Annotated in this window: 13 protein-coding genes; 7 read left to right on the top strand and 6 right to left on the bottom strand. The window is 69.0% G+C overall.

Going from position 1 to position 17,105, the window contains the following annotated elements:
• Position 1: 1 nt before the first annotated feature.
• The 4 genes from OG716_RS37560 to rfbD form a co-directional block, all read right to left on the bottom strand.
• Positions 2–943: an alpha/beta hydrolase gene (locus OG716_RS37560; RefSeq protein WP_405134990.1), complete on the bottom strand. Its 942-nt coding sequence runs from the start codon at positions 941–943 to the stop codon at positions 2–4.
• A 348-nt stretch (positions 944–1,291) separates the two neighbouring features.
• Positions 1,292–2,383 carry an NDP-sugar synthase gene (locus OG716_RS37555; RefSeq protein WP_355118992.1) on the bottom strand — a complete coding sequence of 364 codons (1,092 nt, stop codon included), beginning with the start codon at positions 2,381–2,383 and terminating at the stop codon, positions 1,292–1,294.
• 22 nt (positions 2,384–2,405) lie between these two features.
• Positions 2,406–3,323 carry a glycosyltransferase family 2 protein gene (locus tag OG716_RS37550; RefSeq protein WP_405134989.1) on the bottom strand — a complete coding sequence of 306 codons (918 nt, stop codon included), beginning with the start codon at positions 3,321–3,323 and terminating at the stop codon, positions 2,406–2,408.
• Positions 3,324–3,334: 11 nt separating this feature from the next.
• Complete coding sequence (gene rfbD / locus OG716_RS37545; RefSeq protein ID WP_405140196.1) at positions 3,335–4,252, bottom strand: dTDP-4-dehydrorhamnose reductase; 918 nt, start codon at positions 4,250–4,252, stop codon at positions 3,335–3,337.
• A 341-nt stretch (positions 4,253–4,593) separates the two neighbouring features.
• Between rfbD and OG716_RS37540 the strand changes: the two genes are divergently transcribed.
• The 3 genes from OG716_RS37540 (at position 4,594) to OG716_RS37530 (ending at position 8,062) form a co-directional block, all read left to right on the top strand.
• Positions 4,594–5,961, top strand: a complete 1,368-nt coding sequence (locus OG716_RS37540; protein ID WP_405140194.1) for an LCP family protein — start codon at positions 4,594–4,596, stop codon at positions 5,959–5,961.
• Positions 5,949–6,665 carry a TIGR03089 family protein gene (locus OG716_RS37535; protein WP_405134988.1) on the top strand — a complete coding sequence of 239 codons (717 nt, stop codon included), beginning with the start codon at positions 5,949–5,951 and terminating at the stop codon, positions 6,663–6,665. Before OG716_RS37540 ends, OG716_RS37535 begins: the two co-directional genes overlap by 13 nt.
• Before the next feature lie 101 nt (positions 6,666–6,766).
• A complete protein-coding gene (locus OG716_RS37530) occupies positions 6,767–8,062 on the top strand; it encodes a cytochrome P450 (RefSeq protein ID WP_405140192.1) in 1,296 nt (431 codons plus the stop codon).
• A gap of 106 nt (positions 8,063–8,168) precedes the next feature.
• Here OG716_RS37530 and OG716_RS37525 read toward each other — a convergent pair whose 3' ends face one another.
• Positions 8,169–9,728 carry a carboxylesterase/lipase family protein gene (locus tag OG716_RS37525; RefSeq protein ID WP_405134987.1) on the bottom strand — a complete coding sequence of 520 codons (1,560 nt, stop codon included), beginning with the start codon at positions 9,726–9,728 and terminating at the stop codon, positions 8,169–8,171.
• Positions 9,729–9,844: 116 nt separating this feature from the next.
• Here OG716_RS37525 and OG716_RS37520 point away from each other — a divergent pair, with 116 nt between their 5' ends.
• Positions 9,845–10,072 (top strand): zinc ribbon domain-containing protein, encoded by a 228-nt coding sequence (locus OG716_RS37520; RefSeq protein WP_405134986.1) that lies wholly within the window; start codon positions 9,845–9,847, stop codon positions 10,070–10,072.
• Positions 10,073–10,097: 25 nt separating this feature from the next.
• Here the strand turns inward: OG716_RS37520 and OG716_RS37515 are convergent, their stop codons facing one another.
• Positions 10,098–10,406 (bottom strand): SelT/SelW/SelH family protein, encoded by a 309-nt coding sequence (locus tag OG716_RS37515; protein WP_405134985.1) that lies wholly within the window; start codon positions 10,404–10,406, stop codon positions 10,098–10,100.
• A 200-nt stretch (positions 10,407–10,606) separates the two neighbouring features.
• Between OG716_RS37515 and OG716_RS37510 the strand changes: the two genes are divergently transcribed.
• The 3 genes from OG716_RS37510 to OG716_RS37500 are packed head-to-tail and all read left to right on the top strand — an operon-like array spanning position 10,607 to position 17,045.
• Positions 10,607–13,753, top strand: a complete 3,147-nt coding sequence (locus tag OG716_RS37510) for an SWIM zinc finger family protein (RefSeq protein ID WP_405134984.1) — start codon at positions 10,607–10,609, stop codon at positions 13,751–13,753.
• Positions 13,750–14,847 carry an AAA family ATPase gene (locus tag OG716_RS37505; RefSeq protein WP_405134983.1) on the top strand — a complete coding sequence of 366 codons (1,098 nt, stop codon included), beginning with the start codon at positions 13,750–13,752 and terminating at the stop codon, positions 14,845–14,847. Before OG716_RS37510 ends, OG716_RS37505 begins: the two co-directional genes overlap by 4 nt.
• Positions 14,847–17,045 (top strand): DUF5682 family protein, encoded by a 2,199-nt coding sequence (locus tag OG716_RS37500; protein WP_405134982.1) that lies wholly within the window; start codon positions 14,847–14,849, stop codon positions 17,043–17,045. The genes OG716_RS37505 and OG716_RS37500 overlap by 1 nt, the downstream gene beginning before the upstream one ends.
• Positions 17,046–17,105: the final 60 nt, after the last annotated feature.

The following is a 17,105-nucleotide window of genomic DNA, read 5'->3' as shown; positions in this document are numbered from 1 at the left end:
ATCAGTCCAGCAGGGTCGCGAGGAACCCGATCCGAACCGCCAGCGCCCGCCGGGCCGCTGGCGTTTTCGCGCCCACCGCGTCGTAGTTGTGCGGCAGTCCCGGCCAAAGATGCGCTTCCACATGGGTTCCCGCCGTCACCAACCGGCGCGCATAGTCGAGGGTTTCGTCGCGGAAGATATCGAGATCTCCGACCTCGATGAAAGCTCTTGGTAACTCGGCCAATTCGGCCGCCCGCGCCGGAGCCGCGTACGCGGGCACCGCATCGGTGCCCGCGAGCTCACCGAGCCGGGCGCGCCACGCGGTGCGATTGAATTCGTAGGTCCAGGTGCTGAAGGGCGCAATCGCCGGATCGGACACGGTATTCCGATCGTCCAGCATCGGGCAGATCAGCAATTGCAGGGCCAGCGCGGGCCCGCTGCGATCCCGCGCCAGCAATGCGGCACCCGCGGCGATACCGCCACCGGCACAGTCGCCCCCGATCCCGATCTGCTCGGGATCGATGCCCAATTCGCCGGCGTGCTCGGCCAACCAGCCCAGAACGGCGTAGGTGTCCTGCACATCCGCCGGATGCGGATGCTCGGGCGCGAGCCGATAGTCGACGGCCACGATCTGAATTCCGGCCTCCGCCGCGTAGTACCGGCACAGCCGGTCGTACCCGTCGAGCGTCCCGGAAATCCCGCCGCCCCCATGCACATACAGCAGCGCCCCCGTCGACACCTCGCCCGCACCGCGGTACACCCGCACCGCAATCTCGTAGCCATCCTCGGCGACCACCGTGCGCTCCAGCACGGTGATCTCCGCCCCGTCCGGTGTGACCACCCCATGCGTCAACCCGTTGATCATGGCCCGTATCTGCAGATATTCCCCCGCATCCACGGCCGGCGACCTGGTCGCCCATCCCTTGACCGCCGCTGCGACTTCCGGATCAGGCCACAATGTCATGACCCCAGTGTTATCACCGCAACACTCCAGACAACATCCGCCCCACCCTTTACGGCGCGCCGCCCCACTAGACCGGCCGAGCATTATCGGCCCGCAGCGCACTCTCCCGGCTGTGTCACCGGCACGATCGCGGACCGTGGCCGACAGGTGATCGTCTGCCACGGCCGACGGCGCGGAGTCAGGTCGCCACTGACCTTCCGAGCGGATCGCCGTCGCACAGAGTGCTCACGGCCCTCGGTATGGGCAGAGTGCTCACGGCCCTCGGTATGGGCCACGCTTCGGCCGCGCAGTACCGCGGACGCGAATCGGCCGCTCTCAACGGAGAGCGGCCGATTGGCGGTGTGCTGTTTATACGTCGGTGGAGAAGCGGATGCCGCCGTCGGGGATGTCCACGCCGGGCCAGACCCGGGCGCCGCGCAGCAGCTCGCAGCGCGCGCCGATGCTGGCGCCGTCGCCGATCACGCCGTCACGCACGAGGGCGCGGGGACCGATGCGGGCGCCGAAGCCGACGATCGAACGTTCCACGGTGGCACCGGCTTCCACGCGGGCGCCGTCGAAAAGGATGGCACCGTCGAGGCGAGCGCCCGCCCCGACCTCGGCGCCGCGGCCGACCACAGTGCCGCCGATGAGCAGCGCGCCGGGAGCCACACCCGCGCTGGGGTGCACGAGGGATTCGCCGCGCTGCCCGTGCAGCGCGGGCGAGGGGGCGATGCCGCGCACGAGATCGGCAGAGCCGCGGACGAAGTCCTCGGGGGTGCCCATATCGCGCCAGTACGCGGTATCCACGTGGCCCTGGATATGCGCGCCCTCGGTGAGCAGCGCCGGGAAGACCTCGCGTTCGACCGAGACCGGGCGGCCCGCCGGAATCTTCTCGATGTATTCGCGGCGGAAGACGTAGCAACCGGCATTGATCTGATCGGTCGGCGGGTCCTGGGTCTTCTCCAGGAACGCGGTGACCCGCCCGGTCTCGTCGGTGGGCACGCAGCCGAAGGCCCGCGGATCGCCGACCCGCACCAGGTGCAGGGTGACGTCGGCATTGCTGGCGTGATGGGTTTCCAGCACGCCGTTGAGGTCGGTGCCGCCGAGCACATCGCCGTTGAACACCATGACGGTGTCGGCCCGCAGTTTCGGCAGCACATTGCGAATACCGCCGCCGGTGCCCAGCGCCTCGGTCTCGGTCACGTACTCGAGGTCGAGCCCGAGCTCGGAACCGTCACCGAAGTGATCCTCGAACACCTCCGCCTTGTAGGAGGTGCCGAGGACGACGTGTGTGATGCCGGCCGCGGCGATGCGGGCCAGCAGATGCTGCAGGAACGGCAGACCGGCCGTCGGCAACATCGGTTTGGGAGCGGACAGGGTCAGTGGCCGCAGGCGGGTGCCCTGGCCTCCGACCAGGATTACCGCATCCGTCGACCCGGCAGTACTGCCGCTGTTCGCCATTCTCTCCCCTGTTGTCGGGTGGTCAGTTGGTCGCGCCCGCGTTCTCGGCTTGCAGAGCATCGCGTTCGCGCAGTGCGGATCGAACCGCAAGCCTGCAGCGGATCGCAAGTCCGGCCTTCAGCGCGACCCGCAGCGGAGCCTGCCACCAGTGTGGATGCCGATCTGCCTGGAACCGGTAGGCGCTGGCGTGGTGGGCCGGCAGCATGGTCTCCGGATGGCGTCCGGCGGCATGCCCCTTGGCGTGCGTGACCTCCGCGGACGGCACGAAAACATTGTGCCAGCCCGCCTTGCCCATGCGATCACCGAAGTCCACATCCTCCATGTACATGAAGTACCGGGAGTCGAATCCGTCGATGGCGTCGAAGGCGGCGCGGCGTACCAGCAGACAGGAACCCGACAGCCAGCCGACGGTGCGCTCGGAGATCTGCTCGTTCTCCTGCCGGTACCGCCGGGTCCAGGGGTTGCCGGGCCAGACCGTGCCGAGGATGGCGTGCCCGGCGCCGTCGGCCAGGCCGGGCACCGAACGCGCGGACGGGTAGAGGCTGCCGTCCGGTTCCAGCACCTTGGGGCCCAGGGCGCCGGCGCGGGGCCAGCGGCGGGCGGCGGCCAGGAGTTCATCGATCGAATCGGTACCCCAGCGGATATCGGGGTTGACGATGATGATGAATTCGATGTCCGGGTCGATTTCGGTGACAGCGCGATTGATGGCGCCGCCGTAGCCGATATTGCCGCCGGTGCGCAGCAGCCGGACATTGGCGTTGGCTTCGGCGACCAGCTCCGGCACGCCGTCCACCGAGCCGTTGTCGGCGAGGATGACCTGCGGCTTCTCGCCGGTCGCGGTGGCTAGCGTGCTGATGAAGTGTTCGAGGTGTTCACCGGGCGAGTAGGTCACCGTGACGACGGCCAGTGACGGTCGTCCGACAGAATCCGAGGGGCTCACGGGCGCTCAGCCTAGTCGGAGATGGAAGTGAGTGCGTCGTCCAGCGCCCGCTCCCATTCCCGCAGGGGGCTGAGCCCGGCCGATACCCACGTTTTGCCCGAAAGGACCGAATATGCCGGGCGCGGAGCGGGTCTCGGGAAGTCCACGGTGCCGCAGGGCAGTACGCGCTCCGGATCGGCGCCGATGCCGGCGAATACGGCACGCGCCAGCTCGAACCAGCTGGCCTGTCCCGCATTGGTGGCGTGCAGAATTCGCGGGATCGCGCGCCGCCCAGCTAGCTCCAGGGAGTCCGGCCACGTCGAATCCGGCAGCCGCCCAGCCAGCTCCAGCAGCCCCGCGGCCAGATCCGGTGCGTACGTGGGCGATCCGATCTGGTCCGCGACCACCGTGACGGTGTCCCGTTCGCGCTCGAGCCTGCGCATGGTCGCGACGAAGTCGGAACCCTCGCCGGTGTAGACCCAGGCGGTGCGGACGATCCGCGAATCCGGAGCAAGATCGAGTACGGCCTGTTCACCAGCTAATTTGGAGCGACCGTAAACGGTGGTGGGACCGGCGAGATCATTCGGCTCGTACGGACGGTCGGCAGTGCCCGGAAAAATGTAATCGGTGGAGACGTGCACCAGGTCCGCGCCGATCGCGGCACAGACCGCGGCGAGCACGGCAGGACCACTCGCATTCACCGCGAATGCCGCGTCCACGTCGGTCTCGGCCTGATCCACCGCGGTGTAGGCCGCGCAGTTGAGCACCACATCACCCGGATTCAGCACGGCGCGAACCGCTTCCAGATCGGTGATGTCGAGCTCGTCGCGGCCGTAGCCGCGGGCGCCGGGCGCCAGGCGCAGCAGCGCCCGGCCCAACTGTCCCCGCGCACCCGTCACCACGAGCCGCTCGGAGACGGGATCCAGGGAGGCAGAAGTCACGGCGGTCAGTGTGGCATGCCGGACAGTGGTCCCGCACCTCCGTCTCCACCTGCGGTAATGCCCTGCCCACCGGCAATGCGGCACGACTCACTGAGTGTCGGCTACACGGACATGTCCGGCCGCGCGTCTAGCCTGCCTATGGGGGTATTCCAACGACGCCACCCCGATTGCGGGGTGTGGTCGGCCGAACACTGGAGAGGAAGCAGGGGTTGCCGGACAGCACACGAGCATCCGCACCGCTATCTTCGCGCCGCCCGGCGGCGCGGGGGTCGTGGGCGGCGCGGCACCGCGCGAATCCGCTGCGCGCGTTCGCGGCCGCGGCGGCGGCGCTGGTGCTGGTGGTGACCGGGATGGGCTGGCACAGCGTGGATCAGCTGGTGTCGAGCATCGAGCGGATCAGCGATCTGGGCCTGGGTGGGGGCTCGGACGGTGCGGTGGACATTCTCATGGTCGGCATCGACGCCCGCACCGACGCGCACGGCAATCCGCTCTCCGCGGACGAGCGGGCCATGCTGCACGCGGGTGATGAGGTTGGCCTCAATACCGACACCATCGTCTTGATCCGAGTGCCCAACAATGGCCAATCGGCAACGGCCATCTCGATTCCCCGCGATTCCTATGTGGACATTCCCGGCCTGGGCATGGGCAAGATCAACTCCGCCTTCGGCGTCACGAAATTCACCGAGCAGCAGAAGCTCATCGACAAGGGCGTCGATCCCGCCGAGGCGGAGACCCGCTCCACCCTCGCCGGACGACAGGCGCTGATCAAAGCGGTCGCCAACCTGACCGGTATCACCGTCGATCACTACGCCGAGGTCGGTCTGCTCGGTTTCGTCCTGCTCACCGATGCCGTCGGCGGAGTCGATGTCTGCCTGAACGCTCCTGTGTACGAGCCGATGTCCGGCGCCGACTTCCCGGCGGGACCGCAGAAGCTCAATGGCCCGGAGGCTTTGAGCTTCGTGCGCCAGCGGCACGAACTGCCGCGCGGCGATCTCGATCGCATCGTGCGCCAGCAGGTGTACATGGCGCAGCTGGTGCATCAGGTGCTCAGCGCCAAGGTGCTCACCAATCCCGGCCGGCTGAAGGATCTCAGTGATGCGGTGGGCCGCACCATCGTGCTCGACGACGGCTGGGATGTGCTGTCGTTTCTGCACGAGCTGCAGGACCTGTCCGCGGGGCAGGTGAAGTTCGAGACCATTCCGGTCAAGGATCTGAACGGCTGGACCGAGAACGGCGAATCGGTGGTGCGCGTCGATCCGGTCGCGGTGCAGAAGTATGTCGCCAAGACCATCGACGGTGATCCGCCGGAGACGACGGGCGGTGTCGATCCGTCGACTGTCACCGTCGATCTCTACAACGCCAGCGGTACCGGCGGGCTGGCCGGGCAGGTCGGGCAGGCGCTGGCGGGCAAGGGTTTCCACACCGGCACGGTGGACAATTGGATCGGCGGGCCGGTGCAGAGCAGCCGGGTGCTGGCGGGCAGCAGCAGCGATGCGAACGCGCGCGCGGTGGCCGGGGTGCTGGGCGGACTCCCGGTCATCAAGCAGGACGGTATGGCGGAGGGGGCGGTTCGGGTGGTGCTGGCCGGTGACTACGCTGGTCCCGGTTCGGCGACCGGCGGCCAGCTGGACTTCACGAGCACCTCGAGCACCATGACGCCGGTCCCGCCGGCTCCACCCATCGATGCCGGTAAGAACGGACCGAAATGCGTGAACTGACCGAGACCCTCACCGAAGCGGTACTCGACCCCATCCTCGCCCGCGATCCCGCGGGCCCGCGCATCACCTATTACGACGACGCCACCGGCGCCCGGATCGAGCTCTCGGGGCTGACGCTGGCCAACTGGGCGGCCAAGACCGCCAATATGATTCGCGACGAATTCGGCCTCTCCCGCGGTTCGCGGGTGGCAGTGCTGCTGCCCGCGCACTGGCAGACCGCCGCGGTCCTGCTCGGCTGCTGGTGGGCCGGTGTCGAGGTGGTGCTGCACGCAGACCCGGACGCCGAGCTGGCGCTGGTGACCGCCGATCGCATCGACGAGGCGGGCGATATTCCGGAGGTGGCCGCGCTGTCCCTGGATCCGATGGGCCTGCCGGTGCGCGAATTGCCGATCGGCGTCACCGATTACGCGACCGCGGTGCGGGTGCACGGCGATCAGTTCCGCCCGAGCGGCATCGGCTGCGCACTGGATGGAATGTCGGTGTCGGAGGTATTCGAGGAGGCGCGGAAGTCGGCCTCCCGTCAGGGTTTCACCGCCGAAGACCGGGTGCTGTCGAGTACCTCGTGGGAAACCCCGGCCGAATTGATCGACGGACTGGTCGCCGTATTGGCCTCGGGCGCATCGCTGGTACAGGTCGCCCACCCCGACCCGGCCACCCGCGAGCGCCGCATCGCCTCGGAAAAAGTGACCGCCCAGCGTTCCTGACTCCTGCCACGGTAGGAGCCGCAGCTCCCCCTTCGGGACCTTTTTCACCACAGCGGATTTCCGTACGGTGGAACTACCCGACAGCAAGGGAGTCAGCGATGATGAGCCCGCGGTACTGGTTTCGATGGATCGTGGAGCAGGGCACGCCGCGGTATGTAATACGCGTGCAGGCCCGGCGCGGTGATCCGTTCGCGCGACTGGTCGGCAGCGCCGACGGGCTACGGGATCCGTACCCGTACCTCGAGGAGCTGCGAGGACGCGGACGGCTGGTGCGCAGTCCGATCGCCTGGGCCACCGCGGACTACGAGCTGAGCCGGGCCATTCTGCGGGACAATCGGTTCGGCATCTTCGGCGCACAGGGCTTCGAGATGCCGTCGGCGGCGCGGCGGCGGATCGACGCGGCTCCGCTGCCGGCGAATCCGGTGCAGCCGCCGTCCATGCTGGTGCTCGATCCGCCGGAGCACACCCGCATGCGCAAATCGGTCTCGGCCGCGTTCACCCCGCGGGCCATCGGCCGATTGCGCGATCGGGTGGAATCGGTGACCGCCGAATTGCTCGAGGCGCTGCCCGCCGACGGTTCCGCCGATCTGATCGAGAACTACGCCGCGCAGGTGCCGATCGCCATCATCGCCGAAATGCTGGGCTTCCCACGCGAATCCAGTGCGCAGTTCCTGCAGTGGGGTGATGCGGCGAGCCCGCTGCTGGACTTCGGCATCTCCTGGCGCACCTGGCGGCACGCCGCGACCGCCATGTTCGATATGGACGAATATTTGGATCGGCACCTCGCCCAGCTGCGCCGGGAACCGGGCGATGACATCCTGAGCAGTCTTGTCTCCGCGGGCGATCTCGACAACGAGGAGCTCAAGGCCACCGCGAGCCTGCTCATGGGCGCCGGCTTCGAGACCACCGTGAACCTCATCGGCAATGGTGTGGTGCAACTGCTGGCGCATCCGGAACAACTGGCACGGCTGCGCGCGGAACCGGACCTGTGGCCGCAAGCGGTCGAAGAGGTGCTGCGCTTCGACGCGCCGGTGCAGATCACCGCGCGCACCGCCCTGTGCGATATCGAGATCGCCGGTGTCACCCTGCGCAAGGGCAGCGTGGTCGTCACCTCGCTGGCGGGCGCCAACCGTGATCCCAAGATGTTCGAGAATCCGGATCGCTTCGATATCACGCGCCCGAATGCCAAGGACCACTTGAGCTTTTCCAGCGGTATCCACACCTGCCTGGGCGCGAGCCTGGCACGCATGGAAGCCACCTACGCGCTGCGCGCGCTCTTCGACCGCTTCCCGGAAATGTCACTGGCGGGCGCCCCGGAGCGGCGGCCGCTGTTCACCCTGCACGGCTATTCGCGGATGCCCGCGAATCTCGGGAAGCGGGCGACCGCAGCGGTCTGAGCAGCTGGTCACCTGAATCCACTGCACAGCAGCGGAATTCACTTGGACAGGTGGGATTCACTGCGGCGGTGCGGGATCCACTGCGGTGGTGGATCCCGCACCGCTCTCAGTAGAAGCCGACGACCTGGTCGCCCCAGACCGAATTGCGGTCGCGGTCGGGATCGTCGACGATGCGGTCGGCATTGTCGATGACCAGCGTATTGCGCGTGGCCGCCGTATAGGGCGGCCAATGCTTGGACCCGTCCAGCGCCGCGGGCACCCCGTGCGCGCCGAATGCCGTCCAGCGCCGGATCATTCGGCCCGAGACCTCCTGCGCGACCTTGCGCCCGCCGAGCCAGAACGTCGGATCGTGTTCGAAGGAACCGAAATTGCCGAAGACATAGGGCAGTTCGGTGGCGTGACCGGCGCCCACCCGGGCCGCTTTCAACATCGGGGTGGCGTGGTCGAAGCGGTACACCCAGGTCGGTGAATGCGCGGAGTGCGCCTCCGCCACCCAGCGCGCGGGCATGCGGAAGGCGGCATCGGTCGACATGGTCAGCGCCCCGCGCGGGGTGCTGACGGTATAGGCGGAGGCGATCTCGGCGATCCGCTCCGGCGACAGTCCGGGATGCTCGGCGGCCACCCCGAACAGCATGGCGTTCACCGCCTCGGGCGTGACCGGCATGATGGGCGAGCGGAACAGCCGGAACATCGACGCCTCGTCCTTATTGGTGCCGATGATCAACGGCACCCGGTGCGAGCGGCCCTGCTGGAAACGTTCGGACGGATAGCCGGGCAGCACCTCGCCGTCCACCACCGGCACCGCGGCCAGGCGGCCCGGTTCCTTGGACGGCACCTCGTCGAAGAGAATGCCCGCCGCGCTGACGATCTGCTCGATGGGCAGGTGCAGCAGTTCCACGGCCCGCTCCGGCGGCAATTCCAGCAGCTCGAGGTAGCGCCGGGCCACCCCGGCGGCCCGCTCCGGGCCGAAAACCGTAGTGGCGGGCGGTGATTGGGCAATGGCCCGATGGAACAGCCCGGCCGAGAGCGGTGCGGTCAGCAGCGCGGTCACGCAGCCCGCGCCGGAGGATTCGCCGAAGAGGGTCACACTGCCCGGATCGCCGCCGAAGGCCGCGATATTGTCGCGCACCCATTCCAGGGCGAGGATCTGATCGCGCAGGCCCAGATTGGTGGTGAACTCCGAGCCCAGCGCGGACAGATCCAGGAAGCCGAGCGCGCCGAGCCGGTAGTTCACGCTGACCACGATCAGATCGCCGACCTCGGCCAGTCGCCGCCCGTCGTAGATGGCCTGCGCCGCGGTGCCCAGGCAGAACGCGCCGCCGTGCAGCCACACCATGACCGGCCGGGGTTCCTCGCTGGGGGTGGCCGGCGCCCACACATTGAGCCAGAGACAGTCCTCGCCCATATGCAGTCCGGAATCGACCGGTACGAAGCCCGCGCTCTGCGGTGCGATATCGCCGAATTCGAGGCAATCGCGCACCCCCTCCCAGCGTTCGGCCGGTTGCGGGGGCCGGAACCGGTTCGGACCGGCCGTGCTCGCGGCGTACGGAACACCGCGCCAGACGTCGATCGAGCCCTGCCGGCGACCACGGACGTCGCCGTATTCGGTGCGTGCGATCGGTTGGGTGCCCTCGTCCGGCAATGTGTCGAATACCTGAGTGCTCACAGGCCCGCCTCCTCGTACTCCGTAAATCGAGGGTACTGGGTGCGGCGATACAGGCGGCGGTACCCGTGATCATGCGCGGCGTCGCAGGTCCGGGGCGGGTGGTCTACCCTGGGCCGGTGCCGAGCTATGCGTACCGTTGCCGCAGTTGCGGCGATACCTTCGAGATGTCCCGCCCGATGGCGCAGGCGTCGGATCCGGCCGACTGCCCGCAGGGGCACGCGGACACCGTCAAATTGCTGACCACGTTCGGAACCGTGAGCCGCGGTGGGGGCGGTGGCGCGCCGAGCGCACCGGCCGTGCCGTCGGGTGGCGGCGGTTGCTGTGGCGGCGGGGGCTGCTGCTGATTCGCACCGATTCGGACCGGCTGAACTAGTCGGTCGATTCGGGCTGCGGCTGCGCCTGCTCCGAACTCTTGTCCGAGTGGCCCAGCGAGCGATCGGGGGCGACCCGGTCCCGCACGCGCTGCTTGAGCACGGGGATTTCGGGAAAACCGCCGTCCGCCTTGCGATCCCAGATCTGCTCGCCGTCCACGGTGATACGGAAGACGCCACCCTCGCCGGGGATCAGCGCCACCTCGGACAGGTCGGTCGCGAAGGTGGTCAGCAACTCCTGAGCCATCCAGCTCGCGCGCAGCAGCCAGCGGCACTGAGTGCAGTATTCGATCGCCACACGGGACATACCCGGCACCCTACCGTGATCGTGCGCGGGCATCGGCGGGCAGCCATTCACCCGGGCCGAATTCAGTATCCATACAGCGAATTCCACAGTGCTGCCGGGTTTTTCGCATTTGGGAACAGCCACGTCCCGGCAAATCGCGTCCTCTCGTACTTGTCGGTGCCCTGCGATAGAAATAGGGGGAACGAACGAAGGGGGCATTGATGACCACCGCCTGGACCGCCGAGCAGATCGCGGCGCTGGCTCCGGATGCCGCATCGCTCACCGCCGCACGCAAGCTGCGCGGCAAGTGGAGCGGTGGCGGGCAGCACGACACCGCCCTGTGGGGACTGTGCCAGGGCAGTGGCAGCCGCCCGTATCAGACCGTCATCGATACTTCAGGGCCCGCATACAAATGCTCGTGCCCGAGTCGTAAATTCCCGTGCAAACACGCATTGTCGCTATTGCTTTCCTGGTCTGCGGGCGAAATCGCCGCTACCGACATCATTGCCGATTTCGCGGGCGAATGGCTGGCCGGTCGCGCCGCTCGGGAAGCGAAGAAGTCCGCACCCGAATCGAATTCGCCGCACTCCGGGAAATCCGCCACGGCCGATCAGCGCCAGGCCCGTGTCACCGCCGGTCTCGCCGATCTCGATACCTGGCTGACCGATCAGGTGCGCACCGGCCTGGCCCAGGCCGATCGCTCGCTGACCGCCTTCGAAACCGTGGCGGCCCGCATGGTCGATGCCCAGGCGCCCGGTGTGGCCACCACGCTGCGCCAGCTGCCCCGTGCTGCGGCCCGCTCCGAATGGCCCCAGCTCCTGCTGCGTGAATACGCCCGCCTGCACCTGCTCGCCACCGCGCACCGCCGCCTCGAAACCCTCTCCCCCGCACTGCAAGCCAGCGTCCGCACCCACATCGGCTACCCCACCCCGGTGGAAGCTGTCCGCGCCGAACCAGCTGTCCGCGACTACTGGATGGTCGTAGGCCAGCGCACCACCTCCGAAGACGGCCTCTACACCCGCCGAGTCTGGTTGCGCGGCCGCACCTCCGCCCGCTGGGCCCTGCTCGTAGACCACCACTACGGCAGCCCCAGCTTCCCCCAGGACACCCCCCTCCCCGGCTTCCAAGTCGACGCCGACATCCGCTACTACCCCGCCTCCACCCCCCTCCGCGCCCTCTGGGGCCCCCGCCACGCCCACCCCGAACCCTTCACCACAATCCCGTTTCCCGTCCGCACCGGGAATCACAGCGCCACTGCGGAACTCGGCACAGCAAAAACGCGGGCAGGCGGACGAGCTGACGCCTCACCGATCGACGCCCGCACGACGACGCCCCTCAGCGCGGGCACTGCGAATGCCGATGGAAGGGCCGCCGAACCGCAGGAGGTCGGTCTCGCGACCGCCGGGGCTGCGGTCGCGCGCGCGGCCACTCTCCAGCCGGAAGCTGCACCGGCAGTGCACAATCCAGCGCCGGCAGCGGCCGGGCGGCCGGGCGGAATTGCCGCTGCGCTGCAAGAGCAGGCGCGGGCAGTGGGGGCGGATCCGTTTTTGCGGGCTTGGCCGGTGGTGTTGGCGGAGGTGGTACCGGTACGGGACGAAAGTGGGTGGTATCTGGCGGAAGCCGATTCGACGGCGGTGCCGATTGCGGTTGCGGACGGGGAGCCGTGGCGGCTGTTGGGGTTGTCGGGTGGGCATCCGGTGACTGTGGTCGGGGAGTGGACTGCGGACGGGCTGGTGCCGGTTGCGGCGCTGCTGGACGGGGATGTGGTGGACATCGGTGTGGCGGAGGGGACCACATACGGTGTGCCGGGCGGGGGGACGCGGTCCGATGCGGGGAGCACGGGAGTGGTGTCGGCCGCACTGGTCGGGACGGCTCGGCGGGCGGTGGATCGGGCCGGGCTGGCCGCGCCGGTGGCCGCGGCGGCCGCGCGACTGGCGGGTGATCCGGCGGCCGATCTGCTCGAAACCGTTGCGCTGCAGGATTGTTTCGCACGTGGTGGGGTCGGCGCCGGGTCGGTGGAGTTGCCCGGAGTCGCGGCGGACGATGAGCGCTCGCGGTTGCCGGTGGCCGCCGCGGCGCGGCTGGCGGAACTGCTCGCCGATAGTTCGCCGTTCCTGGACGAGTGGCTCGCGGCGGCCGGGGAACGGGACTTCCGGGCTCCGGACGCGCTGGCGAGCGTGCTGCTCGAGCGTGCGAAAGGGCTTGCGGCGCATCGGGAACCGCTGCTGCGACTGGCCGGTGCGCGGGGACGCTGGCTGGCCGCCCAGCACCCGGGTTGGCGCACACTGGTGCGGGCTGCGGTGGAGGATGAGACGGTGTGGTCGCACGGCCGCACCGCGGAACGGCGAATGTGGCTGGTGCAGTTGCGCCGTCGCGATCCGGGGGCCGCCCTGGCGGCGCTCACCGGTTCGTGGGGCACGGAATCCGGGCCCGGCAAATCGGAGCTGCTGGCGGTGCTCGCCGATGGACTCTCGCTCGCGGATGAGGCGCTGCTCGAATCCGCGCTGGACGATCGCCGGGCCGAGGTGCGCCGCACGGCGGCGGATCTGCTGGGCCGACTGCCCGATTCGGCCTTCGCGCAGCGCATGGCCGAGCGCGCAGGCGCCTGGTTGACCTTCGGTAAGCGGCTGCGGCGACCGGAACTCACCACCACCGGTCCGGGTGTACTCGACGATGCCGCCCGCCGCGACGGCATCGGAGATGCCTTCGGCTACACCGCCTATTCCGCCACCGCCCATCGCGCCGACGGCGCACCCGATCTGGCCGCCGAATGGCTGCACCGCGTGGTGGCCGCCACCCCGCTGCGGCACTGGGAGCGGGTCCTCGGCCCGCCCGAACAGGCGGTGCGCACGGCCATGACCGAGACCATGCGCGGCGCCATGTTCGCGGGCTGGTCGGATGCCGCACTGGCACAGCGGGATTCGACCTGGGCGCAGGCGTTGTTCGCGGCCTTCGCCGCACAGGAGGCGGGCGAGTCCGACAGCGAGAAGCTGCGCGAACTCTTCGCCCTGCAACCGCTCGACGATCAGATCCGGCATCTGCGCCGGCTGGACAGCAGCTGGCTCGCCGAAATCGAATCCCTGCTGCGCGCCATGCCGGCGCCCTGGCCCGGCCCGCTGGCCGAACATGTGCTGCGCCTGCTGCTGGACCGCGCGCAACTGTGCGCCGACCGCCCGGGCGCGCCCAGCCTGGTCCCGGGTTCCTACCGCACCCTGTTCCGCGCCGCCTCCTCGCACTTCCCGGTGACCGCCGCCGACATGGTGACCGGTATCGCCCGCAAATGCGGAGATCCCTACTGGGAGCAGGCCTTCGACCAACTCGCCCACGACCTCATTCACCGTAAGACAATGCTCGAGGAGCTGATGTGAGCACGATTCAGGAGCAGGACGCCCTGCTGCGCCCGCACGCCGAACAGGCTTTCGCCGATGAACTGGCCGCACTGGCGAAAACCGATGATCGCCCGCGCCCGCCCTCCTGGCAGCTGTCGCCCTGGGCGGTGGTCACCTATCTGCTGGGTGGCACCCTGTCCGACGGCACCGTGATCAGCCCCAAATATGTGGGCCCGCGCCGCCTCATGGAGGTCGCGGTCGCCACCCTTGCCACCGATCGGGCGCTGCTGCTGCTCGGTGTGCCCGGTACCGCGAAAACCTGGGTGTCCGAACATCTTGCGGCCGCCGTCTCCGGCAGGTCGACGCTGCTGGTGCAGGGCACCTCCGGCACCGCGGAGGAGGCCATCCGCTACGGCTGGAACTACGCGCGCCTGCTGGCCGAGGGTCCGAGCGAGGCCGCACTGGTGCCCTCTCCGATCATGACCGCCATGCGCGCCGGTTCCATCGCCCGGCTGGAGGAGCTCACCCGCATTCCCTCGGATGTGCAGGATGCGCTCATCACCGTGCTCTCGGAGAAGACGCTGCCCGTCCCGGAGCTGGGTACGGAAGTGCAGGCGGCCAAGGGTTTCAATGTGATCGCCACCGCCAACGACCGCGACCGCGGCGTCAACGAACTCTCGTCCGCGCTGCGGCGGCGCTTCAATACCGTGATCCTGCCGCTGCCCGCCGATGAGGACGAGGAGGTCTCCATCGTCACCCGCCGGGTCGAACAGCTCGGTGTCGCACTGGAATTGCCCGCCGTGCCCGCCGCCGCCGAAGAGGTGCGGCGCGTGGTGCGGGTCTTCCGCGAATTGCGCTCGGGTATGACCGCGGACGGCCGCACCAAGCTGAAGTCGCCGTCCGGCACGCTCTCCACGGCCGAGGCGATCTCGGTGATCACCAATGGTCTGGCCCTGGCCGCACATTTCGGTGACGGTGTGCTCCGGCCTTCCGATATCGCGGGTGCGGTGCTGGGCGCGATCATCAAGGATCCGGTCGCCGATGCCGTGGTGTGGACCGAATACCTGGAAGCCGTGGTGCGCCAGCGTCCCGACTGGGCCGACTTCTACCGGGCCTGCCGCGAGGTGAGCTGATGACCACCGTGTCCACCACTGTGACGGCGGAGACCCGGATCTTCGGCATTCGCCACCACGGCCCCGGTTCGGCGCGTTCCCTGCGCCTGGCCCTCGAAAAGTTCTCTCCCGACGCCATTCTCATCGAAGGACCGGCGGATGCCGATCCGCTGCTCGGTTATATCGCCGCCGAGGGTATGGAACCTCCGGTCGCCCTGCTCGGCTACCAGCCGGATGAGCCCGCCAAGGCCGCGCTGTGGCCCTTCGCGGTGTTCTCGCCGGAGTGGCAGGCCATGCGATACGGCTCCGAAAACGACGTGTCCGTGGGCTTTTTCGACCTGCCCGCCGCCATGACGCTCGCTCTCGACGACGAGCCCGGTGATCGCAGCGATCCACTGTCGGATCTCGCCGAGGCCGGCGGTTACGACGATGCCGAGCGCTGGTGGGATGCGATTGTCGAATCCTCCTCGGACGCCGATATTTTCGATGCGGTGAACGAGGCCATGACGGCCCTGCGCGAAACCGCCGAGATCGACGAGCACACGCTGTGCCGGGAGGCGCATATGCGGCAGGTCATGCGAAAGGTGCTGAAGGACGGCGCACAGCGGCTCGCCATCGTCTGCGGCGCCTGGCACGGTCCGGCGCTGTCCGGCAAGCTCGGCCCGGCCGTCGCGGATGCGCGGATCCTGAAGGGGCTGCCCAAGGGCAAGGCGACGCTGACCTGGGTGCCGTGGACGCATTCGCGCCTGTCGACGGCCTCCGGATACGGCGCGGGCATTACCTCGCCGGGCTGGTACCACCACCTGTTCACCCAGACCGAGCAGCCGATCGCGCGCTGGCTCACCAGGGTGGCGGGCATGCTGCGCCGGCACGATCTGCCGGTGTCGAGTGCGCACATCATCGAATCGGTGCGGCTGGCAGAGGCTCTCGCGACCCTGCGCGGGCGTCCGCTCGCGGGCCTGTCCGAGGTGACCGAGGCGACGCGGGCGGTGCTGTGCGACGGTGACGAGACCCTGCTGCGGCTGGTCAGCACCGAAATGGTGGTCGGCGAGGCGCTGGGGGCGGTGCCGGACGGTACGCCGACGGTACCGCTGGAGGCCGATCTACGCGCCCAGGCGAAGACCCTGCGCCTGAAGCAGCAGGCCCTCGAGCGCACGGTGGATCTGGACCTGCGCACCGAGAACGGGATGGCGAAATCCCGGCTGCTGCACCGGCTCCGGCTGCTCGGCATCGGCTGGGGCCGGCTCACCGACAGCCAGGTGCGCAATACCGGCACGTTCCGGGAGACCTGGACCCTGCGGTGGCGGCCGGAGCTGGCCATCGCGGTGGTGGAGGCGGCGCGCTGGGGCACCACCCTGCGCATTGCCTCCGAGGCCAAGATCCTCGATGCGGTGGCCGCACCGGATGCCACCGTGGGCACGGTCTCGGCGGCGCTGGAGTCGGCGCTGCTGGCCGATCTCGGCGGGGCCACCGAGGGCCTGATCATCCGGCTGGAATCGGTTGCGGCACTGGACCATGACGTCACGCGTCTGCTGGCGGCACTGCCGGGCCTGCTGCGCACCCTGCGCTACGGCGATGTGCGCGGCACCGATACCGACGCCCTGACCCGGGTGGCCGACGGCCTGCTGGTGCGCGTGTGCGCCGGTCTCCCCAGTGCCGTCACCGGGCTCGACGGTGATGCCGCCGGCGAACTGCGCGCCCTCATCGATGCGGTGCACCTGACGCTCTCCGCGCGTGACAGCGAATGGGCCACCAGCACTTGGCTTTCCGCCCTGCGCGCCATCGCCGATCGCGACGATGTCAACGGCGCCCTGGTGGGCCGCGCGGTCCGGCTGCTCTGTGACGCCGAACTCATCGACGCCGCCGAATCGGCCCGCCGACTATCGGCCGCACTCTCGGTGGGCCACAGCGCAATCGACAAGGCGGCCTGGATCGACGGCTTCCTGGGCGGCCGTGGCCTCCTGCTCGTCCACGACCGAAACATGCTGAGCCTCATCGACACCTGGCTCTGCGACCTCGACGAAGACCAATTCACAGCCACCCTCCCCCTCCTCCGCCGCACCTTCGGCGCCTTCGACACCGGCGAACGCCAAGCCATCGGCCACGCCGTCCGCCACGGCGCACCCACAATATCGAGCACCATCACCACCGAATACGACACCGCCCGAGGCGAACTCGCCCTTACGGCCGCAGCCGAAATCCTCGGATTAGCCCGATGATCCAGCCACAGAGCAGGAACCACCACGGCCACGGCCACCCTCGTCATTCCCGCGTGCTTT

It is taken from the genome of Nocardia sp. NBC_01388, from assembly GCF_045040085.1.
Classification (GTDB): Bacteria; Actinomycetota; Actinomycetes; order Mycobacteriales; family Mycobacteriaceae; genus Nocardia.
The sequence above is the reverse complement of the archived record's forward strand: the minus strand, read 5'-3'. Positions and strand labels throughout refer to the sequence as shown.

Bases quoted from the DNA above. Each gene is read 5' to 3' on its own strand.
- OG716_RS37560 (WP_405134990.1), bottom strand. From the start codon at position 943: ATGACATTGTGGCCTGATCCGGAAGTCGCAGCGGCGGTCAAGGGATGG.
- OG716_RS37555 (WP_355118992.1), bottom strand. From the start codon at position 2,383: ATGGCGAACAGCGGCAGTACTGCCGGGTCGACGGATGCGGTAATCCTG.
- OG716_RS37540 (WP_405140194.1), top strand. From the start codon at position 4,594: ATGGGCTGGCACAGCGTGGATCAGCTGGTGTCGAGCATCGAGCGGATC.
- OG716_RS37535 (WP_405134988.1), top strand. From the start codon at position 5,949: ATGCGTGAACTGACCGAGACCCTCACCGAAGCGGTACTCGACCCCATC.
- OG716_RS37530 (WP_405140192.1), top strand. From the start codon at position 6,767: ATGAGCCCGCGGTACTGGTTTCGATGGATCGTGGAGCAGGGCACGCCG.
- OG716_RS37515 (WP_405134985.1), bottom strand. From the start codon at position 10,406: ATGTCCCGTGTGGCGATCGAATACTGCACTCAGTGCCGCTGGCTGCTG.
- OG716_RS37510 (WP_405134984.1), top strand. From the start codon at position 10,607: ATGACCACCGCCTGGACCGCCGAGCAGATCGCGGCGCTGGCTCCGGAT.
- OG716_RS37500 (WP_405134982.1), top strand. From the start codon at position 14,847: ATGACCACCGTGTCCACCACTGTGACGGCGGAGACCCGGATCTTCGGC.